Source organism: Sagittula sp. MA-2, from assembly GCF_030126985.1.
In the GTDB taxonomy this organism is placed as follows: Bacteria; Pseudomonadota; Alphaproteobacteria; order Rhodobacterales; family Rhodobacteraceae; genus Sagittula.
Genome location: NZ_CP126145.1, coordinates 922,683 through 949,366, shown reverse-complemented (window position 1 = coordinate 949,366; position 26,684 = coordinate 922,683). Strand labels below are relative to the sequence as shown.

The window sequence follows — 26,684 nt, the reverse complement described above, 5'->3', positions numbered from 1 at the left end:
GGACCAAAGGCACAAAGGATCACGACATGAAGATCGGATGCCCCACAGAAATCAAACCACAGGAATTCCGCGTCGGCCTGACGCCCAACGCCGCACAGGAAGCGGTGGCGCACGGCCATTCGGTGATCGTCCAGAAAGGCGCGGGCCTCGGCGCCGGCTTCACCGATGAGGATTACACCGCCGCCGGCGCTGCGCTGGCCGACACCGCGGCAGAGGTCTTTGCCACCGCCGAGATGATCGTCAAGGTGAAGGAGCCGCAGGCCCCCGAACGCGCCATGCTGCGCGAGGGCCAGGTGCTGTTCACCTACCTCCACCTCGCCCCCGATCCGGAGCAGACCCGCGACCTGATCGCCTCCGGCGCGACCTGCATCGCCTATGAGACCGTGACCGACGACCGGGGCGGCCTGCCCCTGCTGGCGCCCATGTCCGAGGTCGCGGGCCGTCTGGCGCCGCAGGTCGGCGCATGGTCGCTGCAGAAGGCCAACGGCGGCCGCGGCGTGCTGATGGGCGGCGTCCCGGGCGTCGGCCCCGCCAGGGTGGCGGTGATCGGCGGCGGCGTTGTCGGCACCCACGCGGCGCGGGTTGCCGCGGGCATGGGCGCGGAGGTCACCGTGCTCGACCGGTCACTGTCGCGGATGCGCTACCTCGACGACGTCTTCGGCGCGGTCTTCCGGACGCGCTACGCCTCTGCCGGGAACACCGCCGAGCTGGTGGCCGAGGCCGACATGGTCATCGGCGCCGTGCTGATCCCCGGTGCCGCCGCGCCGAAACTGGTCAGCCGTGCGCAGCTTTCGACGATGAAACCCGGCGCGGTGATCGTCGACGTGGCCATCGACCAGGGCGGCTGCTTCGAGACCTCGAAGGCCACCACCCACCAGGACCCGATCTACGAGGTGGACGGCATCGTGCACTACTGCGTGGCGAACATGCCGGGCGCGGTGGCGCGCACCTCGACGCTGGCGCTCGGCAACGCTACGCTGCCCTTCTTGCTGGCGCTGGCGGACAAGGGCTGGCGCAAGGCCTGTGCCGACGACCCGCACCTGGCCGCCGGCCTGAACGTGCACGCCGGCCGGATCACCAACGCGCCGGTGGGCGAGGCCCTGGGCCTGGCCGCGATCACGCCCGCGGCGGCGCTGGCGGCCTGAGCGGTTTCGCCGTGCTGGGCACGGCGACCCGTCGGGGAGGCTCTGCCTCCCCGAACCCCTCCGGAGTATTTCGGAAGCAAAGAAGCAAGGCCGCAGGCCTTCGAACGGGTGCCCCGCCCGGCGTGCAGGGCCCGCGGTGGCGGGTTTTGGCGGCCGTGGCGGCGCAGGGCCTTACCAGCCCTCCTCGCGGATATACGCGTCGAGCGTCCGCGCCCGCGCCCAGCCGCGCGCCTCCAGTTCCGGGCCTTCGAACAGCTCTTTCACGTGGCCCATGCAGAGGTATGCGACCACGCGGACGTGCGCGGGCAGGCCGAGGATCGGGCGCAGGTCGGCCTCGTCGAAGATGCTGACCCAGCCTATGCCGATGCCTTCGGCCCGCGCCGCCAGCCACAGGTTCTGCACGGCGCAGACCGTCGAATAGAGATCCGTCTCCGGCTGGTGGGTGCGCCCCAGCACCACCGGCCCGCCGCGGGTGCGGTCGCAGGTGACGCAGATGTTCAGGGGCGCCTTCTCGATGCCTTCAAGCTTCAGAGCGGCATAGGCCGACCGCTTCTCCGGCGGGAACATCGCCTGCGCGGCCTCGTTGGCGCGGGTGAACGCGGCCCGCACCTGCGCCCGGCGCGCCGGATCGCGCAGCAGGATGAAGTCCCAGGGCTGCGACAGCCCGACCGAGGGCGCGGCATGGGCCGCGCCCAAGATGCGCCGCAGCACGTCCTCGTCCACCGGGTCGGGCAGGAACTCGTTCCGCACGTCCCGCCTGTGGGCGATCACGTCGTAGAGCGCCTGCCGCTCCTCATCCGAAAACTCGCGCGCCGCAACCGGCGCAGGGGATCGGCTTTCCACCGCTCCTGTCATGGGGACACCTCCCGAAGGCCTGCGCGCCCCCGCTCTCCAGGCGGGGCCGCCATGCCGTCAGGCCGGTCTTCTGGCTTCGGATCCTCCGGAAGGGACGCCTTCCCGAACGCCTGCGCGGCGCCCAGTGGCCTTCTGTTCTTCCCGTCCCCGTCACAGCGGCGGGCCCGCGCCGGTTCTTCCCCGGCTTCCCGATTCTCCCCCGCGGACGGGGGCACCTGACCCGGAGGGGATCGCAAATCCCGCCCCGTCGCGCAAGTGCCCCGGCCTTGGCCGTCAGCGCTTCAGCGCGTCGCGGATCTCCAGCAGCACGTCGAGCTCGGTCGGGCCGGAGGGCGTGGCCTCCGCCGGCTGGCCTTCCTCGCGTTCGCGGATGGCGGCGGCCTTGGCACGGTTGACCATCTTCACCAGCATGAAGACCACGAAGGCGATGATGAAGAAGTTGATGACCGCCATGATGAACTTGCCGATGGCGAAGACCGGGGCGCCTGCCTCCGTTGCCGCGGTGAGCGAAGCGTATTCGTTGCCGTCGAGCGCGTAGAACCAGCCCGAAAAGTCGATGCCACCGGTGAACAGCGCGATGATCGGGTTGATGATATCGCCCACCAGCGACTGCACGATGGCCGTGAAGGCCGCGCCGATGATGATGCCCACGGCCATGTCCATGACATTGCCCTTGGCGATGAAGTCCTTGAATTCTTTAATCATTGTCCCATTCCGTCAGAGCGCCGGCATGCGTTTTCGCATGTCCTGCGGGGTGTTTTCTCACAAACCGGATTATGTCACGGCGGATCGGCTGGGAAAGCGGGAAATGCCGGGCTAGGGTCGCCCGGACGACCTTCATCAACCGGGACACGCTTCATGACCGCTCTTGCCGACCATCCGATCTCGCGCCGCTGGCCCGCGACGCACCCCGACCGCATCCAGCTTTATTCCTTCCCGACGCCCAACGGCGTGAAGGCCTCGATCATGCTGGAGGAAACCGGCCTGCCCTACGAGGTCCACAAGATCACCCTGGCGGACAAGGACGTGAAGAGCCCGGAGTTCCTCGCGCTCAACCCCAACAACAAGATCCCCGCGATCATCGACCCGAACGGCCCGGACGGCACGCCGCTGGAGTTGTTCGAATCCGGCGCCATCCTGCTCTACCTCGGCGAAAAGGCCGGGATGCTCCTGGGCGACACCGCGACGGAGCGGCACAAGATCACCCAGTGGCTGATGTTCCAGATGGGCGGCGTCGGCCCGATGTTCGGGCAGCTGGGCTTCTTCTGGAAGTTCGCGGGGAAGGACGTGAAGGACCCGCTACCGCGCACCCGTTACGTGAACGAGGCGCGGCGGCTTCTGGGTGTGGTCGAAGGTGCGCTGGAAGGCCAGGACTGGATCGCCGGACCGTATTCCGTGGCCGACATCGCACTCTGCCCGTGGCTGAACGCGCTCGAGTTCTACGGCGCGCGCGACGTGGTGGGCTGGGAGGATCACCCCAACTGCGTGGCCTACGTCAGGCGCTTCTACGAACGCCCGGCGGTGCAGCGCGGCATGAATATCCCCGCGCGCGAGGGCTGACGCGCGAGGGACGCGGCGCAAAGCCCCGCGCTACGGGGTGTCGCGCCGCTTGGAAGGTATGCACCGGCCCGCTCGGGCCGATGCGTGGCGCCGGTTTCCGGCCCCATGTAGGGCGGGGCTGTGCGCCGCCCTGCGCCTGGCCAGACAGCGGAGTCGTTGGCCGATGCACCCACGCAGGACCAGCGCGACCTCAGGTAGGGCGGGGCTCCGCGCCGCCCCCCCCGTCAGCCGGGCAGCGTGCCGGTGATGACGTAGGCGAGAAGCTGCACCACCTGCTCCGGCGTGCGGGCGACGGCCAGCGCCGCGGCGTCGACCTCCTTCAGGGCGTGGTCGTGCTCTTCCGGCTGCAGGATGATCAGCGACTTGCCCAGCGCCGCGGCATAGCCCGCGTCGAAGGCCGCGTTCCACTGCTTGTACTTCTCGCCGAAGCGCACCACGACCACGTCGGCCTCCGCGATGCCCTTGCGCGTGCGGATCGCGTTCAGCTTGGCGCCCTTGTGGTCGTGCCAGAACTTGTCGTCCTCCGCCCCGAGGATCGCCACCCCGCAGTCGTCGCTGTTGCCGTGATCCGTCACCGGACCGTCGAAATCGATGCCCAGACCCGCCGCGCCGTCGCGGATGCGGTCGCGCCAGTCGGTGTGGATCTCGCCCGACAGGTAAACCCTGAATGCCATGCTGCGGCCTCCCCTTCGCTTGGATGATCCCAGACACCTAACCGACCCGCCCGGAATGGCAAGTCACCGCCCGTCGAGCGCCCTCAGTCCGATCCAAGCCCCCGCGAGGATCAGCAGCGGCAGGACCAGCACCTTGAACAGGAACACCGCCAGGAGCGCGATCAGGCTCTGCACCAGCGCGTCCGAGCGGTCGTAGAGCGCGCCCGCCATGGAGGAATAGCGTTCGAACTCCATCCGCGCGCCCTGCAGCGCGCCCATGACGCCGCTCCCCTCCGAGGGCACGGCAACGGCAGGATCGACCTGCGCGGTGATCTCCACGACGATGGCGCTGTGGCGGGCCCAGACCTCCTCCGTCATGCGGTCCGCCAGCAGCGCCGACAGGAGGAACGCCCCCGGCAGGGCCAGCGCGAGGAAGGTGCCGTAAAGCCCCATCCGCCGCGCCACGTGCCCGCCCCGGCCGCGCCCCGCCGTGACCAGCGCCAAGAGCGCCGCGCCCGCCAGCACCGCCCAGCCCAGACCCGACGCGGGCGCCAGCGCCACCGACAGCGCGCCCGTCGCCACCATGACGAAGAACACCACCTGCGCGATGCGCTCGACCGTGTCGTCCACCGGCTCGAGCCACTTCAGCGGCTGCGCGCTGCCCTGCACGACAAAGCTGCCGCCAACCTCCAGTTCCTGCGCCGTCGACAGGAAGGCGTTCAGCGTCCGGAGCGTCAGGTAGGTGCCCGCGCTGGCCACGGCGATGTCGCGGGCATAGCCCTCGGCGGCGCGTGTCGCCGGGTTCCTCGCGGAAAAGGCCGCCGCCAGAAGGGCGACGGCCAGCACGAGGATCAGCGCCGGGCGGAGGAGTCGCCCGGCACGGGTATCAGGGGTCAGACGTCCTTGCGGATCGTCTCGTTCTTCGGATCGTAGGGGCTGTCGCACGTGATCTCCGCATCCCAAAGCTGGTCGAACATCCTGACCTTAAGCTTCGTGCCCTCCACAGCCAACTCCGGCTTCACGTAGCCCATGCCGATGGACTTGCCGAAGGCCACGGAATACCCGCCCGAAGTCAGACGGCCCACGCGCGCGCCCTCCGGCGTGTACAGCGCCTCGCGGCCCCAGGGATCGGCGTCCGCCGGGCCGTCGACCAGCAGCGTCACGCACTTGGAGCGGATGCCCTTCGCCTCCATCTCGGCCTTGCCGTAGAACTCCTTCGACAGGTCGATGAAGCGCGGCAGGTCGGCCTCCGCGGGGGTGGCGTCGCGGCCCAGTTCGTTGCCGAAGGCGCGGTAGGATTTCTCCTGCCGCAGCCAGTTCTGGGCGCGGGCGCCGACCGGCTTCAGCCCGTGTGCCTCGCCCGCCTTCATCAGCAGGTCCCACAGGTAGTTCTGCATCTCGATCGGGTGATGCAGTTCCCAGCCGAGTTCGCCGGTGTAGGCCACGCGGATCGCGTTGACCGGGCACATGCCCAGTTCGATCTGCCGGGCCGAGAGCCACGGGAAGCGCTTGTTGGACAGCGCGGTCTCCGGCTCCGCGTCGCGGATGATCTGGCCCAGCACGTCGCGGGTCTTCGGTCCGGCGATGGCAAAGACGCCCCACTGCGTGGTCACGTCCTGCACGATCACCAGTTTGCCGGTCTCCGCCATGAAGTCCTCGGCCGCCTTCACGAGGTAGTCGTGGTCATAGGCCTGCCATGCGCCCGCCGAGACGAGGTAGTAATTGTTCTCGCCGTTGCGGACGATGGTGTACTCCGTCCGCGTGGTGCCCTTCGAGGTCAGCGCGTAGGTCAGGTTGATCCGGCCCACCTTCGGCAGCTTGTTGCAGGTGAAGCGGTCGAGGAACTCGGTCGCGCCCGCGCCGGTCACGGTGTGCTTGGCAAAGGCGGTGGCGTCGATCAGGCCCACGCCCTCGCGGATCGCCTTCGCCTCCTCGACGGCATACTGCCACCAGCCGCCGCGGCGGAAGCTGCGCGCATCGTGGTCGAAATTGTCGTCCGCATCCAGCGGGCCGTAGTAGTTCGGACGCTCGAAGCCGTTCACGCAGCCGAACTGCGCGCCCAGCGCCTTCTGGCGGTCATAGGCCGGGCCGGTGCGCAGCGGACGCGCCGCCGGACGCTCCTCGTCCGGGTGGTGGAGGATGTAGACGTGTTCGTAGGCTTCCTCGTTCTTCTTCACCGACCATTCGGTGGTCTGCCAGGACCCGAACCGCTTGGGGTCGAGCGAGGCCATGTCGATCTCTGCCTCGCCCTCGACCATCATCTGGGCGAGGTAGTAGCCCGCGCCACCGGCGGCGGTGATCCCGAAGGAGAAGCCCTCGGCCAGCCACATGTTGCGCAGGCCCGGCGCCGGGCCGATCAGCGGGTTGCCGTCCGGCGTGTAGCAGATCGGGCCGTTGAAGTCGTCCTTCAGGCCGACCGTCTCGGACGACGGGATGCGGTGGATCATCGACATGTACTCTTCCTCGATCCGCTCAAGGTCGAGCGGGAAGAGGTCGGCGCGGAACGAATCCGGCACGCCGTACTGGAATCGCGCGGGCGCGTTCCGCTCGTAGGGGCCTAGGATCCAGCCGCCACGCTCCTCGCGGACGTACCACTTGGCGTCGGCGTCACGGATGACGGGATGCTGCTCGTTGGTCTTGCGCCATTCCACCAGCACCGGGTCCGGCTCGGTCACGATGAACTGGTGTTCCACCGGGATCGCGGGCGTGCGGATGCCCAGGAGTTTCGCGGTACGCTGCGCGTGGTTGCCCGTCGCGGTGACGACATGCTCGGCGGTGATGACCTGCTGCTCCTCGGAGGGGACGAGGTTGCCGCCCTTCTCGACCATCTTGGTGACGGTGACCTTCCATTCGGAGCCGGTCCACTCGTAGCCGTCCACCTGCCACTTGCGCTCGATCAGGACACCGCGCTGGCGGGCGCCCTTGGCCATCGCCATGGTCACGTCCGCCGGGTTGATGTAGCCGTCCGTCGGGTGGTAGATCGCGCCCTTCAGATCCTCGGTGCGGATCAGCGGCCAGCGCTCGGAAATCTGCGCGGGCGTCATCCACTCGAACGGCACGCCGCAGGTCTCGGCGGTGGTGGCATAGACCATGTATTCGTCCATGCGCGCGTCGGTCTGCGCCATGCGCAGGTTGCCCACCACGAAGAAGCCCGCGTCGAGGCCGGTCTCTTCCTCGAGCGTCTTGTAGAACTTGATCGAGTAGTCGTGGATGTGGGTCGTCGCATACGACATGTTGAAATACGGCAGCAGGCCCGCCGCGTGCCATGTGGAACCGGAGGTCAGCTCGTCGCGCTCCAGCAGCATGACATCGTCCCAGCCCGCCTTCGCGAGGTGGTAGGCGATGGAGGTGCCGACGGCACCACCGCCGACGACTAGGGCTTTGACATTGGTCTTCATCGGGGGCGCACTCCACTGTCCGGGGCAAGGATTCTTTCCCGCCTTTTTATCGGATCATGCAACCGGCGCGCGGCCCACCCGACATGTCGACGCGCAAAACCGACAGCGAAGGCAGAGAGCGACAGACCGCCCCCTTCCCTCAACTCCCCGGGGACTCGGACAAAGAGCCAACCGCGCCATCGGACGCCCGCAATGCAAAGCCCGCTGCGCCCCCGCCGCCTTCCGCCGCATCACCGAACCGTCATCGTCCCGGCAACGGTCCGCCGCCGCGCGCCGCGCCATGACGGGCCCGGACGGCACTGCCGCATTGCGCGCCGTCACAAATCACGCCCTTGAAATACAAGCGGAATGAGACGGTGGCAGCGAACCTCGGTCAACGCCGGCGTCCCCCCGGGCTTATCCACCGCCGCGCCCCTCATGCGGCGATTCCCCGCTGATTCAAGCCGGAGGCCCCCTTTCGCCCCTGCTGCACCAAGCCTATAAGGACGACGTTCGCGTCACCTTTCGGAGTCGCGGACCCTTCGAGCAATGACACGCAGAGATGCAAAGCCTTAGGGCAGCGAGGCAGTAGGAATGTTTGGCATGGATCGGCTCCTTGGCATGTTTTCTTCGGACATGGCCATCGACCTCGGAACCGCGAATACGCTGGTTTACGTTAAGGGGAAGGGTGTCGTCCTATCGGAACCCTCCGTCGTCGCCTATCATATCAAGGACGGCGTAAAGAAGGTTCTGGCCGTGGGCGAGGACGCCAAGCTGATGCTTGGCCGTACCCCGGGCAGCATCGAGGCGATCCGCCCCATGCGGGAAGGCGTGATTGCCGACTTCGACACCGCCGAAGCGATGATCAAGGAGTTCATCCGCAAGGTTCATCGCCGCTCGACCTTCTCCAAGCCCAAGATCATCGTCTGCGTGCCGCACGGCGCAACGCCGGTCGAAAAACGCGCCATCCGCCAGTCGGTCCTGTCGGCCGGTGCGCGCAAGGCGGGCCTGATCGCCGAACCCATCGCGGCGGCCATCGGTGCGGGCATGCCCATCACCGACCCCACCGGCAACATGGTCGTCGACATCGGCGGCGGCACCACCGAGGTGGCGGTGCTCTCGCTCGGTGACATCGTCTATGCCCGTTCCGTCCGCGTCGGCGGCGACCGCATGGACGAGGCGATCATCAACTACCTGCGCCGCCAGCAGAACCTGCTGGTCGGTGAATCGACCGCCGAGCGGATCAAGACCTCCATCGGCACGGCGCGGATGCCCGACGACGGGCGCGGCTCTTCCATGCAGATCCGCGGCCGCGACCTCCTGAACGGCGTGCCCAAGGAAACCGAGATCTCCCAGGCCCAGGTGGCCGAGGCGCTGTCGGAACCCGTGCAGGCGATCTGCGAGGCGGTGATGACCGCCCTCGAAGCGACCCCGCCGGACCTTGCCGCCGACATCGTCGACCGTGGCGTGATGCTGACCGGGGGCGGAGCGCTCCTTGGCGACCTCGACCTCGCGCTGCGCGAACAGACCGGCCTTGCCGTCTCCATCGCCGACGAATCCCTGAACTGCGTGGCCCTCGGCACCGGCAAGGCGCTGGAGTACGAAAAGCAGCTCCGCCACGCCATCGACTACGACAGCTGATCCATGGGTGGCGCGGTTTTTCTCCGGAAAAATCGCGCGCCGCTCATGCCTTGCGACAGGCCCCCGGCCTTCGGTACCCTGAGACATGGCCAGTGACCGCTCATCCTCGGACGATTTCACGGCACCGCTCAAACGGCTGCTGCTGATCATCCTCGTCCTCTTGCTGTCCGGCATCTTCCTTGTCTGGCGGATCGACAGCCCGCGCGTCGAACGCTTCCGCGCGCAGGTCATCGACCGCGTGGTGCCCAACATGGACTGGGCCATGGCCCCCGTCACCGGCACCATCCGGCTGATGCGCGATTTCCAGAGCTACCAGCGCCTCTCCGACCAGAACGAGGAGCTGCGCCGCGAACTGCGCCAGATGACCGCCTGGAAAGAGGCCGCGCTCCAGCTCGAACAGGAAAACGCCCGCCTGCGCGATCTGAACAACGTCCGTCTCGACCCGCGCCTGACCTACATCACCGCCGTGGTGCTGGCCGACAGCGGCTCGCCCTTCCGGCAGTCGGTGCTGATCAACGTCGGGAGCCGCGACGGCATCGTCGACGGCTGGGCGACCATGGACGGCATCGGTGTCGTCGGGCGCATCTCGGGCGTCGGGCGCAACACCTCGCGCGTGATCCTGCTGACCGACGCCACCAGCCGCATCCCTGCCGAGATCCAGCCCTCCGGCCAGCGCGCGCTGATCACCGGCGACAACACCGCGGCCCCGCCCATCGACTTCCTCGAGAATCCCGACCTCGTGCGCCCCGGCGACCGGATCGTGACCTCCGGCGACGGCGAGGTCTTCCCCCCCGGCCTGCTCATCGGGCAGGTGGCGCAGGACCCGGGCGGACGCCTGCGCGTGCGGCTCTCGGCGGATTACGAACGGCTCGAATTCCTGCGCGTGCTGCGCGACCACGGCGCGCGCCGGGTCGCCAACCCCTCCGGCCTGATCCTGCCCGAGGACCTACCCGACGCCGGCCCCGCGCCCTCCGCGGACGGCGCGCCCACGGACGAGGACGGCACGGAGACCGGCGAAGACACCCGGCAGGACGGCTGACATGGCCGAGAAGCACAGCCCCGCCCGCCTCTGGACGATGCGCGCGCTCTATCCGGCGCTGGCGCTGCTCCTGATCTTCGTGCACCTCCTGCCGCTGCAGATGCTGCCGCAGCGAATCGCCGGGCCGGACTTCCTGACCGCCCTGACCTTCGCCTGGTGCCTGCGCCGCCCCGATTACGTGCCCGCCCTCTCCATCGCCGGGGTGATGCTCTTGGCCGACCTGGTGTTCCAGCGGCCGCCCGGGCTCTGGGCTCTCCTGATGCTGCTCGCCTCGGAATTCCTCAAGAACCGCGCCCGGCAACTGCGCGAGAACACCTTCGCCACCGAATGGGCCGCCGCCGCCGCCACGCTGCTGGCGATCACCGTCCTTTACAGGCTCACTCTCGCGATCTTGATCATCTCGCCGGGTATGCTTTCGCTCGCCCTGATGCAATATGGTATGACCGTGCTCGCCTACCCGCTGGTGGCCGCGGTGTCCTACCTCGCCTTCGGCGTCCGCCGCACCGCCCCCGGCGAATTCGACCACACGGGACGCACCCTATGAGACGAAGCCCGAAAGAGACCGCAGAATCCGCCCGCCGCATCACGCGCCGCGGGCTTGTCCTCGGTGGCCTGCAGCTTGGATTCGTCACCACGCTCGGCCTGCGGATGCACCACATGCAGGTCGATCAGGCCGACGAATTCCGCCTGCTGGCCGAAGAGAACCGCATCAACATCCGGCTGATCCCGCCGTCGCGCGGGCGCATCTTCGACCGCAACGGCGTGGTCATCGCCGACAACGAACCGACCTACCGCATCACCCTCACGCGTGAGGACGCGGGCGACGTGGCCACCGTGATCGCCCACCTGGGCCAGCTTGTCGAACTGGACGAGAACGACCTCAACCGCGCCCTGGCCGAGATGGAGCGCACGCCGCCCTTCATCCCCGTCACCATCGCCGAACGGGTCAGCTGGGAGGACATCTCGCGCGTGGCGGTCAACGCCCCCGCCCTGCCCGGCGTCACCACCGAGGTCGGCCTGTCCCGCGTCTACCCGCAGAAGGAACTGTTTGCCCATGTGGCGGGCTACGTCGGCCCGGTCTCCGAACGCGACCTCGCCCGCTACGAGGACCCGCCGCCGCTGCTGCGCATCCCGCGCTTCCAGGTCGGCAAGGTCGGCGTCGAGGTCCGGCACGAAGAGGACCTGCGCGGCACCGCCGGCGCCAAGAGGGTAGAGGTCAACGCCGTCGGCCGCGTCATGCGCGAACTCGACCGGCGCGAGGGCGAAAGCGGCGCCGACATCCAGCTCACCGTGGACACCGATCTTCAGGACTACACCCAGGCGCGCCTCGGCGAGGAAAGCGCCTCCGTCGTGGTGCTCGACCTCGAAAAGGGCGACGTGCTGACCATCGCCTCGGCGCCGTCCTACAACCCGAACCTCTTCGTGCGCGGCATCTCCCACACGGATTTCAACGCGCTCAACACCAACGACCACCGGCCGCTGGCCTCGAAGACGGTGCAGGACGCCTATCCGCCCGGCTCGACCTTCAAGATGGTGACGGCGCTCGCCGCGCTGGACGCGGGCCTGCTGGCGCCCGACGACACGGTCTACTGCCCCGGCCATTACGAGGTCGGCTCCCGCTCCTTCCGCTGCTGGAAGCGCAGCGGCCACGGCTACATGAACCTCGAACAGTCGCTCCGCGAAAGCTGCGACGTGTTCTACTACGACCTCGCACTGAAGGTGGGGATCGAACGCATCGCCGACATGGCCCGCCGCATGGGCCTTGGCGTGGCGCACGACATCCCCATGTCCGCCGTCACCTCCGGCCTCGTGCCCGACAAGGCGTGGAAGGTCCGCGAACGCGGCGCGGAATGGGTGATCGGCGATTCGGTGAACGCCGCCATCGGCCAGGGCTTCGTGCTGACCTCGCCGCTGCAACTGGCGGTGATGACCGCGCGCGTGGCCACCGGCCGGTCGATCTCGCCCCGGCTGGTGCGCAGCATCGACGGGGTAGAGACGCCCTCGCGCGGGGGGACGGACCTCGGGCTGAACCCGAACCACCTCCTGCAGGTGCAGCGCGGCATGTTCGCCGTGTCCAACAACCGGCGCGGCACCGGCTACGGATCGCGCATCATTGCCGAAGGCATGCGGATGGCGGGCAAGTCCGGCACCGCGCAGGTGGTCTCGCGCATCACCACCGAAGCCGACCCGTGGGAAGACCGCGACCACGCGCTGTTCGTAAGCTTCGCGCCCTTCGACAACCCGAAGATCGCCGTGGCGGTGGTTGTGGAACACGGCGTCGGCGGATCGCGCACCGCCGCGCCCATCGCCCGCGACGTGACGCTTCAGGCGCTCTACGGAGAGGACCCGCCGCTCGACGCCTACCCGGCAAAGGACCGGGGCCGCATCAAGACCCAGCAGGAAAAGCTCTCCAGCCAGCGCCGCGCCCGCAAGAGCGAGGAGCCGAGCCGCGCATGACCCCGATGCCCGCGTTTCCGCAGACCGCGCCGGGCGCGGAGGCCGTTCGCCGCGCTGACGCGCGCCTGCACGCGCCGGATCGTGCATGCCCTCCCGAAGCCAGCGCCACGCCGCGTAGGGCGGGGCTTCGCGCCGCCTGCGCCGGACAGGGGGGCGCCGCGTGACCTATCTCGAGTACAACGTAAAGACCGTCCCCAGCGGCTGGCGCAAGATCCTGCACCTGAACTGGCCGCTCATCATCCTGCTGACCACCGTCGCCGGGGTTGGCTTCCTGATGCTCTATTCGGTCGCGGGCGGCTCGTGGAGCCCATGGGCCGAGCCGCAGGCCAAGCGTTACATCCTCGGCCTCACGGCGATGTTCGTCGTGGCCATGGTGCCGATCTGGTTCTGGCGCAACATGGCGCTCGTGGTCTACGCGCTGGCCTTCTTCCTGCTCCTGCTGGTGGAATTCTTCGGCGCCATCGGCATGGGCGCGCAGCGCTGGATCGACCTGGGCTTCATGCGCCTCCAGCCGTCCGAGCTGATGAAGGTCGCCATGGTCGTCCTGCTCGCCGCCTATTACGACTGGCTGCCGCTGTCCAAGACCTCGCGCCCGCTCTGGGTGCTGATCCCGATCTTCATCATCCTCGCGCCCACCGCGCTGGTGCTGACCCAGCCCGACCTCGGCACCGCGCTTCTGCTGATGATCGCGGGCGGGCTGATGATGTTCCTCGCGGGCGTGCACTGGCTCTACTTCGCCACCGTGCTGACCGCGGGCGTCGGCACCGTCTGGGCGGTGTTCAAGAGCCGCGGCACCGACTGGCAGCTGCTCAAGGACTACCAGTTCCGGCGGATCGACACCTTCCTCGACCCCTCGTCGGACCCGCTGGGCGCGGGCTACCACATCACCCAGGCCAAGATCGCCATGGGCTCCGGCGGCTGGACCGGGCGCGGCTTCATGCAGGGCACCCAGAGCCGCCTGAACTTCCTCCCCGAGAAGCACACCGACTTCATCTTCAACACTCTGGCCGAGGAATTCGGCTTCGTCGGCGGCATCTCCCTGCTCATCCTCTACGCGCTGATCCTGTTCTTCTGCGTGGTCGCCGCCCTGCAGAACCGCGACCGCTTCTCCTCGCTGATGATCCTCGGGATCGGCATGACCTTTTTCCTGTTCTTCGCCGTGAACATGTCGATGGTCATGGGCCTCGCGCCCGTCGTGGGCGTGCCCCTGCCGCTCGTCTCCTACGGCGGCTCGGCGATGCTGGTGCTGATGATCGCCTTCGGACTGGTGCAAAGCGCGCACGTCCACCGTCCGCGCTGAGACCCCGCCGAGACCGGCGCCGGGGGCCCGCTTAGGGTTGCCCCCGGCCCCGCTTCCTGCTTCACCTTGAACGAACCGGGCCCTGTCCCGCCTCCGAAAGGTCATCCATGCCGAACATCCTCTTCGCCGCCCGCTCCGAGAAGTGGGACGACTACGAACGCCCCCTGCGCGACGCCCTCGCCGCCGAAGGCCTCGACCACACGCTGGGCACCGACCTGCCGCCGGAAACCGTCGACTACATCGTCTATGCACCCAACGCCTCGGTGCAGGACTTCACCCCCTTCACCCGGCTGAAGGCCGTGCTGAATCTCTGGGCCGGGGTCGAGCAGGTGGTGGGCAACCCCACCCTGAAGGTGCCGCTGGCGCGCATGGTCGACGACGAGGGCCTGACCCAGGGCATGGTCGAATGGGTCACCGGCCACGTGCTGCGCCACCACCTCGGGATGGACGCGCATATCGTGAACCCCGACCGCATCTGGGACACCACCCCGCCGCCGCTCTCGAAGGACCGGCCCGTCACCATCCTCGGCTTCGGCGCCCTCGGGCAGGCCTGCGCCGCGCAGCTCGCAGCCCTTGGCTTCCCCGTCACCGGCTGGAGCCGCACGCCCAAGGACCTCGACGGCGTGCTGACCAGCCACGGCGAGGACGGGCTCGACGCGGCGCTCTCCAGCGCGCAGATCCTCGTCCTGCTGCTGCCCGACACGCCCGCCACCACCGACCTCCTGAACGCGGAACGGCTGGCCCGCCTGCCGCAGGGCGCGGTCATCCTCAACCCCGGGCGCGGGCCGCTGATCGACGACGACGCGCTTCTCGCCGCACTGGACGAGGGACGGATCGCCCATGCCACCCTCGACGTCTTCCGGACCGAACCGCTGCCACAGGACCACCCCTTCTGGGCGCACCCGCGCGTCACCGTGACGCCGCACATCGCCTCCACCACCCGGCCCGACAGCGCCGCCCGCGTCATCGCGCGCAACATCGCCCGGTCGGAATCCGGTGCCCCGCTCCTGCACGAGGTCGACCGCAGCGCCGGCTATTGACCCGGCCCCGCCCCCCGTCCAAAACCCTCCGGCAAACCCCTCCGGAACCGCCCACCTCCGCCCCCGCACAGGAGCCGCCCATGTCCTTCGACCGCAGCGTGAAGATCGCCCCCTCCATCCTTTCCGCCGACTTCGCCGACTTCGGGCGCGAAATCCGGGCGGTCGAGGCGCAGGGCGCCGACTGGATCCACGTCGACGTGATGGACGGCCACTTCGTGCCCAACCTCACCTTCGGCCCCCCGGCGGTGAAGGCCTTCCGCAAGCACGTGAAGACGGTGATGGACGTGCACCTGATGATCGCGCCGGTCGACCCCTACATCGACGCCTACGCCGACGCGGGCACCGACATCCTGACCGCCCACGTCGAGGCAGGCCCCCACACCCACCGCACGCTGCAGGCGATCCGCGCCGCGGGCATGAAGGCCGGTGTGGCGCTGAACCCGGGCACCCCGGCACAGGCGGTGGAACACCTGCTCGACCTCACCGACCTTGTCTGCGTGATGACCGTGAACCCGGGCTTCGGCGGGCAGAAGTTCATCGACATGACCGCCAAGATCCGCGCCCTGCGCGCGATGATCGGCGACCGCCCGGTCCATATCGAGATCGACGGCGGCGTGACGCCGGACACCGCGCCGCTGGTGGTCGAGGCAGGCGCCGACGTGCTGGTGGCCGGGTCCGCGGTGTTCAGGGGCGGCTCGGTCGAGAACCCCGCCCCCTACGGCGAGAACATCCGCGCCATCCGCGCCTCCGTCGCCGGGACGGCCGCGGCGTGAAGACCATCGCCTTCGACCTCGACGGCACGCTGATGGACAGCGTGCCCCACATCCACGCCGCCGTGGCCGAGGCGCTCTCCGAGCTGGGCCTGCCGACGATCACCGTGGAAGAGACGCCCGGCTTCGTCGGGCGCGGCCTGCCGGTGCTGGTGGACCGCGTGCTGGCCCATGTCGGCGCCGCGCCGGACCACCACAAGGCGCTTTACGACCGGACGATGCACCACTACGTGACGACCCCCAGCGATCCCGCCTGCCTCTACCCGGGCGTGCCGGAGGCGCTGGAGGCGCTCAGGTCGGCGGGCCACCGGCTGACGCTCTGCACCAACAAGCCCTATGCCGCGACCGAGACCGCGATCCGCGACACCGGCCTCGCGCCGTTCTTCGAGATCGTCATCGGCGGCGACAGCCTGCCCACGCGCAAGCCCGATCCGGCCATGCTGGTGGCGGCGCTCGGCGGCGCGGCGCAGGCGCTCTACGTGGGCGACAGCGAAACCGACTGCGAAACGGCGCAGGCGGCGGGCGTGCCCTTCGTGCTGTTCACCGAAGGCTACCGCAACGCCCCGCCGGAGGCGCTGCCGCATGTGGCGCTCTTCTCCGACTGGAGCCGGGCCCCGGATCTTTTCGCGACGCTCTGGTAAGGCGGGCGGCGGCGTAGGGTGGGCGTTCCGGCCCGGCGGGCCGGGTTGGCCACCCCTGCCCCGATGTCCCCGGTTAACGGGAAAATCCGCACCGCAACAGCGGCACCGGCCTGCCCGGGCTAAAAGGTTACCAACCGGCCGTTTCGACCCCCTCAACCGGCCGGTTCACCCCATAATTTTCCGTAAACGCGTCCGATCCGCCGTTAACCCGGCTGCCGCGGCAGCGCATGGCCCACAAGATCTGCCCGGCGCGCGCCCCGTTCACCACAACGCGCGCACCGTCAGGAACCGGTCCCGGATCACGCTCCCCGGCGATACCGGAAGACGCCGGTGCCTTTGGCGACGACCTCTCCGGTCTCGTCCTTCAGCACCCCTTCGGCAAAGAACGTGCTCTTGCCGCCCCCCGTCCGGAAGCCCTCTCCGATCAGCATTTCGCCTTTCGGGCGCGAGATGAACTGCACGTTCAGGTTGAGCTTCAGGCACATCTGGCGACGGTCCCTGTCGCCTGTCCAGCACCCGGCATAGCCCATGATCGTATCCAGCAACGAGGCATAGACCCCGCCATGCGGATTGCCGTGCCGGTTCATCAGCTTGTCCGCCAAGGGCAGTTCGAACCGGGCATAGTCCTGCCGCCAGTCCGCCATCTCCATCCCCAGGAGCGCGGAAAAGGCGTAAGGGCCTTCGCGAATGTCGTCATCCATAGGCATGCCGTGCGTCCCATCCAAGTCTTGCGAATTCGGGAACGTAAGCACCCAGTTTCAAACCCTTTTCCGGGTTCGCCGCGTTGCCGTCAAGCGCCCGTTTCTTCACCCCCTGAAGGATCGCCGCCATGCGGAAGGCGCAGAAGGCCACGTAGAACCCGAAGTCGCCCGGCACCGCGATGCCCCGTGCGGCGCAGTATCCGGCGATGAAACCCTCGTCCGACGGCAGCCCCGCCGCCGCCCGGTCGATGCCCCTCAGGCCCCGCCCCTCCGCGCCCGGCGGCAGTTGCCATTGCAGGATCACCCCGGCCAGATCGGCAAAGGGATGGCCCAGCGTCGACAGCTCCCAGTCGAGCACGGCCACGCACTCCGCCCGGTCCTGCGCAAACAGCAGGTTGTCGATTCGGTAGTCGCCGTGCACCAGCGTCCGCTGGCCGTCGTCCTCCGGCAGGGCGCCCTGCAACCACTCTCCCAGCCGGTCCATGTCCGGCTGCGCCTCCGTCGCCGAAGCCTCGTACTGCTTGGCCCAGCGGCCCAGTTGCCGCGCGAAGTAGTTGCCCTGCGGGCCAAAATCCCCCAGCCCTACCGCCTCCGGCTCCACCGCGTGGATGGCCGCCAGCACGCGGCCCATCTCCGCCACGACCGCCCCGCGCATCGCGGGTGTCTCACCGGGCATGGAGGGGTCGACGATGTTGCGCCCGGCCACGTGGTCCATGACGTAGAACGCAACGCCCAGCACGGCGTCGTCCTCGCAGAGCGCATACATCCTCGGGACCGGCACGGCGGTGTCGCGCAGCGCCCGCTGCACCCGGTATTCCCGGTCGACCGCATGGGCCGATTTCAGCAGCTGCCCCGGCGGTTTGCGCCGCAGCACGTAGGACCCCGAGGGCGAGGTCAGCCGGTAGGTCGGGTTGGACTGCCCCACCGCGAACTTCTCGGCGCGAAGCGGCGGTTCGAACCCTGGCAAATGCTCCGCCATCCACCGCGCCACGCGGGCGAGTTCCTCTTCGGTCATCCGGCCAACCCGCACAGGCGCGACACAACCCTGGCGCGATCAATCATTGCGGTACTTCTTCAGTTCGGCCCGCGCCACCTGCCGGCGGTGCACCGCATCCGGCCCGTCGGCAAAGCGCAGCGTCCGCACATGCGTCCACATATGCGCCAGGTCGAAATCCTGGCTGATTCCCGCAGCACCGTGCATCTGCATCGCCTCGTCGATCACCTTGCCCGCCATCAGGGGCGCCACCACCTTGATCTGCGAGATCCACGGTTGCGCCGCCCGCACCCCCGCCGTGTCCATCATCCACGCCGCCTTCAGGCACAGGAGGCGCGCCATCTCGATCTCCATCCGGGCATTGGCGACGATGTCGAAATTCGCCCCCAGTTCCGCGACCTTCCTGCCGAAGGCCTCCCGCGCCAGACCGCGGCGGCACATCATCTCCAGCGCCTTCTCCGCCTGCCCGATGGCCCGCATGCAATGGTGGATTCGCCCGGGGCCAAGCCGCCCCTGCGCCACCTCGAAACCGCGCGCCTCGCCCAGCACGATGTTCATTGCCGGGACGCGCACGTCGGTGAAGCGCAGGTGCATGTGGCCATGCGGCGCGTCATCCGCGCCAAACACCTGCATCGGCCGCAGGACCTCGATCCCGGGCGTGTCCGGGTCCATCACGAACATCGTGTGGCGCTGGTGCTTGGCCGCCGCCGGATCGGTGCAGGCCATGAGGATATACAACCCGCAGCGCGGATCGCCCGCGCCGCTGATCCACCACTTCTCGCCGTTCAGCACGTAATCGTCGCCGTCCTTGCGGGCGGAGAACGCCAGTTGCGCCGCGTCTGACGAGGCCACGTCCGGCTCCGTCATCACGTAGGCAGAGCGGATCTCTCCCTCCAGCAGCGGCGCCAGCCAGCGGTCCTTCATCCAGTCCTCGCCGTAGCGTTCGAGGACCTCCATGTTGCCGGTGTCGGGGGCGTTGCAGTTGAAGACCTCCGCCGCGATGCCAACCTTGCCCATCTCCTCGGCAAGGTAGGCGTATTCCACCGTCGTCAGCCCGTAACCACGGTCCGAGTCCGTCAGCCAGAAGTTCCACAGCCCGCGCTCGCGCGCCTTGGCCTTCAGCCCGTTCAGGATCTCAAGCTGGCGGTCGGTGTGGTGGAACCGGCCCTGGGGGTGCTTGCCGACCTCGGCGTGGAACTCCCGGTCGAGCGGCGCGATCTCGTCCTCGATCATCCGGCGCACCTGTTCGACAAGCGGTTTCACCCGCTCCGTCATGCCAAGATCCATGTCTCTCTCCCTGTCTTTCTCCGGCGGCGCGGCGGGGCCCTGCGACGGGCTGCGCGCGCACCGTTAACCTTCGGCCAAGTAAAACCGCGTTATCCAGTTGGCCACAAGCGCAGGACGCGCCTCGCCTTCCTTCTCGACCTCGACGTCCCAATGCACGTCCAGCCAGCCTTCGCCCTCGTCGACCCCGGCCACGGAGAATCGCCCCCTCACCCGCCGCCCGACACGCACCGGCGAGACGAACCTGATCCGGTCGAAGCCGTAGTTCACGCTGGAAGAGAACCCGGTCAGTTCTTTCGTCACCTGGTAGGACATGGCCGACAGCATCGACAGCGTCAGGAAGCCATGGGCGATGGTGCCCCCGAACGGCGTCCTGGAGGCGAACTCCGCGTCGAGGTGAATGTCCTGCCAGTCCTCGGTCGCGTCCGCAAAGGCCTTCACACGCCGGGCGTCCAGCGTGAACCACTCGCTTTCACGCGGCGCCATGATCCTCAGGTCGTCAGCCAGCATCCGGCATCTCGTATCCTTCGAAGCGTTTGCGGAGCGTCAGTTTCGACACCTTCCCGGTGGCGGTCAGCGGCAGGTCCTCGACGAACTCCATCGCGTCCGGCAACTGCCATTTCGCCACGTGCTCCAGCATCATGGCATGGATGTCCTCAAGCCGCGGCCCGTCGTCCTTGGGCACAACGACCAGCAGCGGGCGTTCCTCCCACTTCGGATGCTTCACGGCAATCACCGCGCAGTTCGCGACCTTGGGATGGGCCATGGCGATGTTCTCGAGGTCGATCGATGAAATCCATTCGCCGCCCGACTTGATAAGGTCCTTGGAGCGGTCCTGGATATGCAGGAAGCCCGCGCCGTCGATACTCGCCACGTCGCCGGTGCCGAACCAGCCCTCGTGATCGAAGGCCTGCGACGTTGCCTCGGGGTTCTCGAAGTACCCGGAAATGATCGAGTTTCCGCGCACGTACAGCTCGCCCACGGCCTTGCCGTCATGCGGCAGCCGATTGCCGTCCTCGTCGTTCAGCTTGAGCTCGACGCCGAACACCCGGCGGCCCTGCTTCGACTTCAGCGTCATGCGCGTCTCGTGCGGCAGGTCCTGCATCGGCTCGGACAACTGGCCGTGCGTGCCGACCGGGCTCATCTCCGTCATGCCCCACGCGTGGCAGACATCCACGCCGCGTTTCTCGAAGAACTCGATCATCGCGCGCGGCGCGGCAGAGCCGCCGATCACAAGCTGCTCAAGCTTCGAGGGCACGGTGCCGCGCTTCTCCACCTCGGCCCGCAGACCCAGCCAGACCGTCGGCACGCCCCAGGAGGCGGTGACGCCCTCGCTTTCCATCAGTTCGAACAGCGAAGGGCCGTCCAGCCTGGGCCCCGGCATGATCAGCGAGGCGCCCACCAGCGGCGCGGCATAGGGCAGCCCCCAGGAATTGACGTGGAACATCGGCACGACCGGCAGGATGCGCCCGCCTTCACGCAGCGACTTCGGCACGGTGATCGCGATGAACATGGCGTGCAGCACCGTCGAGCGATGGGAATAGAGCGCGCCCTTCGGATTGCCCGTCGTCCCCGAGGTGTAGCACAGGCCCGCGGCGGCGTTTTCGTCCATCAGCGGCCAGTCGAAGGTGGTCTCCTGCTCGTCCAGAAGGTCCTCGTAGCAGAGAAACCCCATGTCGGAGTCGGGCATGTGCGACCGGTCCGCCATGACCACCAGCACCAGCCCATCCGGCAGGTGATCGGCCAGCGCCTCCACCAGCGGAACGAAGGTCAGGTCGAGGCACAGCACCCGGTCGCCCGCATGCTTGATGATGTAGAGCATCTGCTCGGCCGACAACCGCGGGTTGATCGTGTGGCACACGGCGCCCATGCCCGAGACGGCATAATAAAGCTCGAAATGCCGGTAGCCGTTCCAGGCGAGCGTCGCGACCCGGTCCCCCTCGCCGACGCCCAGATCCTTCAGCCCGTGCGCCAGTTGCGCCACGCGGGCATAGGTGTCGCGGTAGCTCTGGCGGTGCAGGTCGCCCTCGGTGCGGACCGAAACGATTTCTCCCCCCGGATGCGCCCCGGCCGCATAGTCGAGAATCTCGATGATCCTCAACGGCATCTGCATCATCATGCCCTGCATCTGGCCCTCCCTTGCCGTCCGCGTCCTTCCTCCTAGACTGCGCAACATGACCGCCCGGGTGCAACAGCTTTCCACAGGCGCCCGGAAGACAAACAGGAAGAGGAACCAGACATGCCTTCACAGATGACCCGTATCGCGATGGCCCGCCATCCGGAGGGCGACCCGGTGGCCGAGGATTTCTCTGTCGAAAAGCAAGCCATGCCGGAACCGGCGGAGGGCGAGATCCTCGTCGAGGTCACGCTGCTGTCGCTCGACCCCTACATGCGCGGGCGCATGGCCCCGGTGAAAAGCTACGCCCCCTCGCTGAGCGTGGGCGACACCATGACCGGACAGGGCGTGGGCCGCGTGCTCCTGTCTAAGGCGGACGGTTTTGCCGAGGGCGACCTCGTGACCGGCATGACCGGCTGGGCCAGCCACGCCGTGCTGAAGGGTACCGAGGCGCGCAAGCTGGACAGCGACCTGCCGCCCTCGACGGCGCTTGGCGTGCTGGGAATGCCGGGCTTCACCGCCTGGACCGGGCTGGCGAAATACGGTCGCCCGAAAGCGGGCGAGACACTGGTGGTGGCTGCCGCAACCGGGCCAGTGGGGGCCATGGTGGGGCAGCTTGCGAAGTCGCAGGGCCTCAGGACAGTGGCCATCGCCGGCGGTGCGGAGAAGTGCCGGATCGCAACGGAAACCTTCGGCTTCGACGCCGCCATCGACCACCGCGCACATGACGCCTCCTCGCTGCGCAAGGCGCTGGCCGAGGCCGCCCCGGACGGCGTCGACATCTACTGGGAGAACGTCGGCGGCAAGGTTCTGGAGGCCGTGATCCCGCTGATGAACGTGCATGGCCGCATCCCGGTCTGCGGCACGATTGCCTGGTACAGCGGCGCGGAAGAGACCACCGACCAGCTCCCGCTGGTCTGGCGGAGCGTCCTGACCAAGCGGCTCTCGGTGAACGGCCTGATCATCTTCGACCACTGGGACGGTTTCCCGGACTTCCTGCGCGAGGTCACGCCGAAAGTCGCCGCGGGCGAGATCAACTGGCTGGAGGACGTGGCAGAGGGGCTGGAGAACGCACCGGCGGCCTTCATGGCGATGCTGAAGGGCGGCAACACCGGCAAGCAGATCGTCAGGCTGTCCTGAGCTGACCCAGGGCCGGATCGGACGGGCGTGGATCGTGCCCTTTCGGTCCGGCCTGCGGCTCAAGCCCGTCGCAGAGCACCACGCGGTTCCGGCCCTGCTCCTTCGCGCGGTACATCGCGCGGTCGGCCACGGCCACCGCCTCGGTCAGCGACCGTCCGACCCCCTTGTCGACGATGGTACAGCCCAGCGAGGCTGTGACCACCGGAAGGCCTTCCGTGCTGCGGGTGGCCTCGGCGATCCGCACGCGCAGGACCTCGGCCCGTGCGCGCAGGGCCATCGGATTGTTCAGCGGGAACATGACGGCGAACTCCTCGCCGCCCCAGCGCGTGACCATATCGGTCATGCGCATTTCCTCCTGCATGGCGCGCGCCGCCGTCTGCAGCACCGCATCGCCCACCGCGTGTCCGTAGGTATCGTTCACGTTCTTGAAGTGGTCGAGGTCGACCATGATGACGGCCACATGCGACCGCCAGATGCGGTCCTCGAACCACGCCCTTGCGGCGCGTCTGGTGGCGGCGCCGGTCAGGGAGTCCGTCTCCACATCCCGGACAAGGGCCCGTTCAAGCCTGCGCGCGTTGTCCAGAAGCGCGACGAAACGGATGCCGAAATGCAGGATGCCCAGCAGGATCAGGCCCATCTGCGCGGTGTAAAGCGTCGGGAAACTGCTGTCGTGGGACAGGTTCAACAAGGGCATCAGCCGTGTGACGAGGGGCAAGGACACCGCCAGCAGCGTCCAGATCACCAGTTGCTGGCGGACCAGGTGGCCCGCCGGGTTGTCGACCAGCATCAGCCGGATCGACTTGTGCCGCGCAAACCGGGTCGCATTGACGACGGCCAGCGCCAGGAGGCAGATGGCCGTGGGCACCGCCATGCTTCCGAAGAATTCCCGGTCGCCATGAATGAACCCGATCGTCGCAACGGCCGGCGCGAACAGCGCCAGCAAGGTGCAGACCATCCCTATTGTCGGCTGCGCGCGGCGCAGAAGTTGCCCCGCGCTCAGAAGCAGCAGGCTGGCGGCAGTGTTCCAGCCGACCCCGTTCCCCGCGCCTGCACCGGTCGGCCACGGCAGCACCAGCCCGGTCAGGCAGACCAGCACGACCACCGCCCAGATCAGACCTTCAGCGCGGCTGGTGTGCCGCAGGGGCCGCTGCAGAGAGGTCGCGACGATGGCCAGCGCCATGGCGGCGTAGAGCAGCATGTTGGTGTGGGGCGCCGTTCCCGCAGGATACAGGCCATCGAGCAAATGAAACATCCGGTCGAGCAGCGCGAGCGTCAGCATGGACGACGCCAGAACAAGACCCGCAATACGGACGGTCAGAACGATGCGTATCGGTACCGAGTACCAACGCTTTCGCCTTCCAGCCGTTCTTGTCCTGCTCGTCGCGTGAAACGACATTTTCCAGAGAATCTCCCGAAGGCGCCACTGAACAACTGTTCATTCACAGTGGTTAACAACTCGTTACCAACTCGCATTGACGCTAGGGAAACTCTTCATGGCAGGCAGGATTGACCGGAAATACTGCGAAAACCATCCCGCTTAATCGGTTCAGGCGCCGGCGGACGGGTCCTGCGCTTCGAGGGTCAGGGGCGCCGGCGTGCCGCCGAGGTCGTCGATCCTCAGGCCTTCGGAGGGCTTCGCCAGCCTGTTGCGCACGACCCAGAACAGCCTCGACTGCGCACGCGTGATCGCCACGTAGGCCAACCGTTTCCACAGCGGCTGCCCCGCCTCCACCCGCCCCATCCGGGCCGCCGCGTAAAGATCGGGCGCAAAGACCTGCACGTTCTCCCACTGGCTGCCCTGAGCCTTGTGGATCGTCACGGCAGCGCCGTGCAGGAAGGTGGCCCCCATGCTGGCGGCGTAGGGGATGAAGGGCTCTTCCTCGTCCGGTTTCTCGATCTTGACGATCGACGCGGCCGAGACCTGCGGTTCCAGCGCGCCAACCACGTGCAGCTTCGAGAACCCGGGCTTCCGGCCGGGGCCGAGGTAGATCACCTGCGCACCCTTGATGAGGCCGCGCGCCTCCAGGTCGAGCCGCTTCTTGCGATGCTTCAGGGGCAGCTCGATCCCGTCGCAGACCAACGGCTCTCCGGGCAGAAGGGCGGTTTCCGGTGCGCCGTGCACGTGACGGAAGGCGTTGATCAGCCGGATCCGGGTGGCGTTGCGCCAGACCAGCACCGGGGAACGGGCCATCAGGTCGACCTCGACCCGCTGGGCAAAGACCACCCGGTCGTCGCGCCGCGCCGCGTCTTCGACCAGCCTTTCGAAATCCTCGAAGCCGATGGCCGGGTCAGCCAGCGCATGGGCCAGGTCGAGGATCGGGTTGTCGGCCTCCTGCCGGTGAATGCGGTGCAACTCAAGCTTCTGGCTGTCCTTTAGCCCGTCGAAGACCATCTTGCCGGACTGCCCCACCGGCGCCAGCTGCGCCGGATCGCCGAACAGGACGAGGTTGGGAAAGATTTCCTGCAGGTCCTCGAACTGCTTTTCATCGAGCATCGACGCCTCGTCGACGAACCCGATGTCGAGCGGCTCTTCCCGGCGCTTCCAGCCGGTGATGAAGTCCGATCCGCGCAGCCCCGCCGCTGCCAAGGCCGCCGGGATCGACTTGTGCACCTCGTAGGACGCCTGCGCGCGGGCCAGTGCCTCTTCCGGCAGTTCCTCGATTTCCGGGGGATCGCCGTTGCCCATCAGCCATTCCGCGACCTTCTCGTACTCCGGGTCGTAGACCGGGGTGTAGATAATGCGGTGGATCGTCGTGGCGGGCACGCCGCGCATCCTGAGGACGGAGGCCGCCTTGTTCGTCGGCGCCAGCACGGCCAGCGTGCGCGACTCGCGCGAGCGGCGGCTTTCGTAATCGCCGGAGACGGTCTCGACCCCTACGGCATCCAGCGCCTTGACCAGTTCCGACAAAAGCAGCGTCTTGCCGGAACCCGCCTTGCCCATCAGGGCCATGACACGGGCGTCGCTTTCCTTGGCGGGCAGGCACAGGCCATTGTCGAGGTCCACGCCCGCCGCGCGCAACAGATCGCTGACGCGGTCGTGCGCCTCTGCCTGATCGGGGGAGTATACGATTGGGCTGGCGTCGTTCATGGCGCGCACCCTACTTGCGGTGCCCGCCAGCCGCCAGATGTGAAAACGCGCGCGCCCTGTCAGGACACGCGCGGCACCGCCAAAGATGACGATATCAGGCGGCGACCAGCCCCGCCTCGTCGATGATCTCTCCGAAAGACAGCTCGAACCAGCGCTTCGACAGCTCCGGGGAAATGTCTGCGCTGCGGGAAACCTTGGCCTGCGCCTCCGGCGTGAACTCCCACAGTCCTACGGCGATCATCGACCGCCCCTCGCCTTCCTGGCCAAGGATGTCCGGCGAGGATCCGATGCGCTTGTAGATGCGCACCATGCGCGCGTCGAACACGCCCACGTAGTGCATGACCCCGAATTCCTGCATCACCTCGCCTCCCGCCAGCATGAGGGCCGCCGCGACGCCCGCCCCGGCGCGCCGCGACAGGCAGAAGCGGGTGCATTCCCAGATCAGCGGGCTTTCGATGCGGACGCCGTCGGTCAGATGGACGAAGTGATCGTTGACCATGGTCCGGCCCACGGTCGGCAGCAGCCGCATGGATCCGCCGTGCGAGCCGTCCCTGTTCTCCCAGATCACGTAGAGCGGGTTTTCGTCGTCGTAGGCATCACGCTCGAAACCACGGTCGTCCACGGTGACGTCCCATCCGAGGCGCGTCTTGAACTGGTCGGCACGGTCGAGGAACATGGTGCGGGCGAGCTTGGGGAACTTGTGCAGGTCGTTGCCGTAGATGTAGCGGATCATGGGTCCATCCTTCGCAGTAAGGCTTTGATGGACCGAGCCTGCCGCCGGCGTAGTTAACGGATTTCGGCGCGGGCGCGCGCGGAATTAACCAATGATTCAATCACCGGGATGACATCCTTGCGCGTGTGTACGGGCGCGAAGGAAACGCGA

24 protein-coding genes and 1 riboswitch are annotated in these 26,684 nt (G+C 68.0%); of the genes, 11 read left to right on the top strand and 13 right to left on the bottom strand.

Going from position 1 to position 26,684, the window contains the following annotated elements:
• Nucleotides 1–26 precede the first annotated feature (26 nt).
• Nucleotides 27–1,145, top strand: a complete 1,119-nt coding sequence (gene ald / locus QNI11_RS04795; protein WP_283982529.1) for an alanine dehydrogenase — start codon at nt 27–29, stop codon at nt 1,143–1,145.
• Nucleotides 1,146–1,316: 171 nt separating this feature from the next.
• Here ald and bluB read toward each other — a convergent pair whose 3' ends face one another.
• Together bluB and mscL are read right to left on the bottom strand one after the other, a co-directional pair.
• Nucleotides 1,317–2,000 carry a 5,6-dimethylbenzimidazole synthase gene (bluB, locus tag QNI11_RS04790; RefSeq protein ID WP_283982528.1) on the bottom strand — a complete coding sequence of 228 codons (684 nt, stop codon included), beginning with the start codon at nt 1,998–2,000 and terminating at the stop codon, nt 1,317–1,319.
• Between the two features lie 42 nt (nt 2,001–2,042).
• Nucleotides 2,043–2,234, bottom strand: a riboswitch (cobalamin riboswitch).
• 39 nt (nt 2,235–2,273) lie between these two features.
• Entirely contained in the window at nt 2,274–2,705 is a 432-nt protein-coding gene (gene mscL, locus QNI11_RS04785; protein WP_100927603.1) for a large conductance mechanosensitive channel protein MscL, read from the bottom strand.
• Between the two features lie 153 nt (nt 2,706–2,858).
• Between mscL and QNI11_RS04780 the strand changes: the two genes are divergently transcribed.
• Nucleotides 2,859–3,560: a glutathione S-transferase family protein gene (locus tag QNI11_RS04780; RefSeq protein WP_283982527.1), complete on the top strand. Its 702-nt coding sequence runs from the start codon at nt 2,859–2,861 to the stop codon at nt 3,558–3,560.
• 224 nt (nt 3,561–3,784) lie between these two features.
• On the opposite strand, the gene QNI11_RS04775 is transcribed toward QNI11_RS04780, so the two are convergent.
• From QNI11_RS04775 to QNI11_RS04765, 3 genes are all read right to left on the bottom strand, one after another.
• On the bottom strand, nt 3,785–4,234 hold the full coding sequence (locus tag QNI11_RS04775; RefSeq protein WP_100927605.1) for a YtoQ family protein: 450 nt from the start codon (nt 4,232–4,234) through the stop codon (nt 3,785–3,787).
• Nucleotides 4,235–4,297: 63 nt separating this feature from the next.
• Nucleotides 4,298–5,158, bottom strand: coding sequence for a hypothetical protein (locus QNI11_RS04770; RefSeq protein WP_283982526.1), 861 nt, complete (start codon nt 5,156–5,158; stop codon nt 4,298–4,300).
• Nucleotides 5,107–7,611, bottom strand: coding sequence for an FAD-dependent oxidoreductase (locus QNI11_RS04765; RefSeq protein WP_283982525.1), 2,505 nt, complete (start codon nt 7,609–7,611; stop codon nt 5,107–5,109). The genes QNI11_RS04770 and QNI11_RS04765 overlap by 52 nt, the downstream gene beginning before the upstream one ends.
• 573 nt (nt 7,612–8,184) lie before the next feature.
• Between QNI11_RS04765 and QNI11_RS04760 the strand changes: the two genes are divergently transcribed.
• The 8 genes from QNI11_RS04760 to gph all read left to right on the top strand — a co-directional run bounded on the left by QNI11_RS04760 (nt 8,185) and on the right by gph (nt 16,478).
• Nucleotides 8,185–9,231, top strand: coding sequence for a rod shape-determining protein (locus QNI11_RS04760; RefSeq protein ID WP_005858869.1), 1,047 nt, complete (start codon nt 8,185–8,187; stop codon nt 9,229–9,231).
• An 85-nt stretch (nt 9,232–9,316) separates the two neighbouring features.
• Complete coding sequence (gene mreC, locus QNI11_RS04755; protein WP_100927607.1) at nt 9,317–10,270, top strand: rod shape-determining protein MreC; 954 nt, start codon at nt 9,317–9,319, stop codon at nt 10,268–10,270.
• Nucleotide 10,271: 1 nt separating this feature from the next.
• Complete coding sequence (locus QNI11_RS04750; protein ID WP_100927608.1) at nt 10,272–10,814, top strand: rod shape-determining protein MreD; 543 nt, start codon at nt 10,272–10,274, stop codon at nt 10,812–10,814.
• On the top strand, nt 10,811–12,727 hold the full coding sequence (gene mrdA / locus QNI11_RS04745; protein WP_100927609.1) for a penicillin-binding protein 2: 1,917 nt from the start codon (nt 10,811–10,813) through the stop codon (nt 12,725–12,727). Before QNI11_RS04750 ends, mrdA begins: the two co-directional genes overlap by 4 nt.
• A gap of 160 nt (nt 12,728–12,887) precedes the next feature.
• Nucleotides 12,888–14,027 (top strand): rod shape-determining protein RodA, encoded by a 1,140-nt coding sequence (gene rodA / locus QNI11_RS04740; RefSeq protein WP_100927610.1) that lies wholly within the window; start codon nt 12,888–12,890, stop codon nt 14,025–14,027.
• Nucleotides 14,028–14,134: 107 nt separating this feature from the next.
• Entirely contained in the window at nt 14,135–15,067 is a 933-nt protein-coding gene (locus tag QNI11_RS04735; RefSeq protein ID WP_100927611.1) for a glyoxylate/hydroxypyruvate reductase A, read from the top strand.
• An 80-nt stretch (nt 15,068–15,147) separates the two neighbouring features.
• On the top strand, nt 15,148–15,840 hold the full coding sequence (gene rpe, locus QNI11_RS04730) for a ribulose-phosphate 3-epimerase (protein ID WP_283982524.1): 693 nt from the start codon (nt 15,148–15,150) through the stop codon (nt 15,838–15,840).
• Nucleotides 15,837–16,478, top strand: a complete 642-nt coding sequence (gene gph, locus QNI11_RS04725; RefSeq protein ID WP_283982523.1) for a phosphoglycolate phosphatase — start codon at nt 15,837–15,839, stop codon at nt 16,476–16,478. The genes rpe and gph overlap by 4 nt, the downstream gene beginning before the upstream one ends.
• Nucleotides 16,479–16,777: 299 nt before the next feature.
• On the opposite strand, the gene QNI11_RS04720 is transcribed toward gph, so the two are convergent.
• From QNI11_RS04720 to QNI11_RS04700, 5 genes are all read right to left on the bottom strand, one after another.
• Nucleotides 16,778–17,179, bottom strand: a complete 402-nt coding sequence (locus tag QNI11_RS04720; RefSeq protein WP_283983482.1) for a PaaI family thioesterase — start codon at nt 17,177–17,179, stop codon at nt 16,778–16,780.
• Nucleotides 17,172–18,194, bottom strand: a complete 1,023-nt coding sequence (locus QNI11_RS04715; RefSeq protein WP_283982522.1) for a phosphotransferase — start codon at nt 18,192–18,194, stop codon at nt 17,172–17,174. The genes QNI11_RS04720 and QNI11_RS04715 overlap by 8 nt, the downstream gene beginning before the upstream one ends.
• A 39-nt stretch (nt 18,195–18,233) precedes the next feature.
• A complete protein-coding gene (locus tag QNI11_RS04710) occupies nt 18,234–19,460 on the bottom strand; it encodes an acyl-CoA dehydrogenase family protein (RefSeq protein ID WP_283982521.1) in 1,227 nt (408 codons plus the stop codon).
• 63 nt (nt 19,461–19,523) lie between these two features.
• Nucleotides 19,524–19,967 (bottom strand): MaoC family dehydratase, encoded by a 444-nt coding sequence (locus tag QNI11_RS04705; protein ID WP_283982519.1) that lies wholly within the window; start codon nt 19,965–19,967, stop codon nt 19,524–19,526.
• A complete protein-coding gene (locus QNI11_RS04700) occupies nt 19,957–21,585 on the bottom strand; it encodes a long-chain fatty acid--CoA ligase (RefSeq protein WP_283982518.1) in 1,629 nt (542 codons plus the stop codon). The genes QNI11_RS04705 and QNI11_RS04700 overlap by 11 nt, the downstream gene beginning before the upstream one ends.
• 111 nt (nt 21,586–21,696) lie before the next feature.
• Between QNI11_RS04700 and QNI11_RS04695 the strand changes: the two genes are divergently transcribed.
• Nucleotides 21,697–22,713: an NADP-dependent oxidoreductase gene (locus tag QNI11_RS04695; RefSeq protein ID WP_283982517.1), complete on the top strand. Its 1,017-nt coding sequence runs from the start codon at nt 21,697–21,699 to the stop codon at nt 22,711–22,713.
• Here QNI11_RS04695 and QNI11_RS04690 read toward each other — a convergent pair.
• The 3 genes from QNI11_RS04690 to QNI11_RS04680 all read right to left on the bottom strand — a co-directional run bounded on the left by QNI11_RS04690 (nt 22,700) and on the right by QNI11_RS04680 (nt 26,534).
• Nucleotides 22,700–23,992, bottom strand: a complete 1,293-nt coding sequence (locus QNI11_RS04690; protein WP_283982516.1) for a GGDEF domain-containing protein — start codon at nt 23,990–23,992, stop codon at nt 22,700–22,702. The genes QNI11_RS04695 and QNI11_RS04690 overlap by 14 nt on opposite strands.
• A gap of 267 nt (nt 23,993–24,259) precedes the next feature.
• A complete protein-coding gene (locus QNI11_RS04685) occupies nt 24,260–25,801 on the bottom strand; it encodes an ATP-dependent RecD-like DNA helicase (RefSeq protein WP_283982515.1) in 1,542 nt (513 codons plus the stop codon).
• Between the two features lie 94 nt (nt 25,802–25,895).
• Nucleotides 25,896–26,534 carry an acyl-homoserine-lactone synthase gene (locus QNI11_RS04680; protein ID WP_283982514.1) on the bottom strand — a complete coding sequence of 213 codons (639 nt, stop codon included), beginning with the start codon at nt 26,532–26,534 and terminating at the stop codon, nt 25,896–25,898.
• Nucleotides 26,535–26,684: the final 150 nt, after the last annotated feature.

Coding starts and splice junctions, on each gene's coding strand:
- QNI11_RS04680 (WP_283982514.1), bottom strand. CDS start 26,534: ATGATCCGCTACATCTACGGCAACGACCTGCACAAGTTCCCCAAGCTC.
- QNI11_RS04750 (WP_100927608.1), top strand. CDS start 10,272: ATGGCCGAGAAGCACAGCCCCGCCCGCCTCTGGACGATGCGCGCGCTC.
- QNI11_RS04690 (WP_283982516.1), bottom strand. CDS start 23,992: ATGCTGACGCTCGCGCTGCTCGACCGGATGTTTCATTTGCTCGATGGC.
- mreC (WP_100927607.1), top strand. CDS start 9,317: ATGGCCAGTGACCGCTCATCCTCGGACGATTTCACGGCACCGCTCAAA.
- QNI11_RS04735 (WP_100927611.1), top strand. CDS start 14,135: ATGCCGAACATCCTCTTCGCCGCCCGCTCCGAGAAGTGGGACGACTAC.
- ald (WP_283982529.1), top strand. CDS start 27: ATGAAGATCGGATGCCCCACAGAAATCAAACCACAGGAATTCCGCGTC.
- QNI11_RS04710 (WP_283982521.1), bottom strand. CDS start 19,460: ATGGATCTTGGCATGACGGAGCGGGTGAAACCGCTTGTCGAACAGGTG.
- QNI11_RS04775 (WP_100927605.1), bottom strand. CDS start 4,234: ATGGCATTCAGGGTTTACCTGTCGGGCGAGATCCACACCGACTGGCGC.
- rpe (WP_283982524.1), top strand. CDS start 15,148: ATGTCCTTCGACCGCAGCGTGAAGATCGCCCCCTCCATCCTTTCCGCC.
- QNI11_RS04685 (WP_283982515.1), bottom strand. CDS start 25,801: ATGAACGACGCCAGCCCAATCGTATACTCCCCCGATCAGGCAGAGGCG.
- QNI11_RS04700 (WP_283982518.1), bottom strand. CDS start 21,585: ATGCAGGGCATGATGATGCAGATGCCGTTGAGGATCATCGAGATTCTC.
- QNI11_RS04760 (WP_005858869.1), top strand. CDS start 8,185: ATGTTTGGCATGGATCGGCTCCTTGGCATGTTTTCTTCGGACATGGCC.
- QNI11_RS04715 (WP_283982522.1), bottom strand. CDS start 18,194: ATGACCGAAGAGGAACTCGCCCGCGTGGCGCGGTGGATGGCGGAGCAT.
- QNI11_RS04780 (WP_283982527.1), top strand. CDS start 2,859: ATGACCGCTCTTGCCGACCATCCGATCTCGCGCCGCTGGCCCGCGACG.
- QNI11_RS04705 (WP_283982519.1), bottom strand. CDS start 19,967: ATGCTGGCTGACGACCTGAGGATCATGGCGCCGCGTGAAAGCGAGTGG.
- mscL (WP_100927603.1), bottom strand. CDS start 2,705: ATGATTAAAGAATTCAAGGACTTCATCGCCAAGGGCAATGTCATGGAC.
- QNI11_RS04695 (WP_283982517.1), top strand. CDS start 21,697: ATGCCTTCACAGATGACCCGTATCGCGATGGCCCGCCATCCGGAGGGC.
- mrdA (WP_100927609.1), top strand. CDS start 10,811: ATGAGACGAAGCCCGAAAGAGACCGCAGAATCCGCCCGCCGCATCACG.
- bluB (WP_283982528.1), bottom strand. CDS start 2,000: ATGACAGGAGCGGTGGAAAGCCGATCCCCTGCGCCGGTTGCGGCGCGC.
- QNI11_RS04765 (WP_283982525.1), bottom strand. CDS start 7,611: ATGAAGACCAATGTCAAAGCCCTAGTCGTCGGCGGTGGTGCCGTCGGC.
- QNI11_RS04720 (WP_283983482.1), bottom strand. CDS start 17,179: ATGGATGACGACATTCGCGAAGGCCCTTACGCCTTTTCCGCGCTCCTG.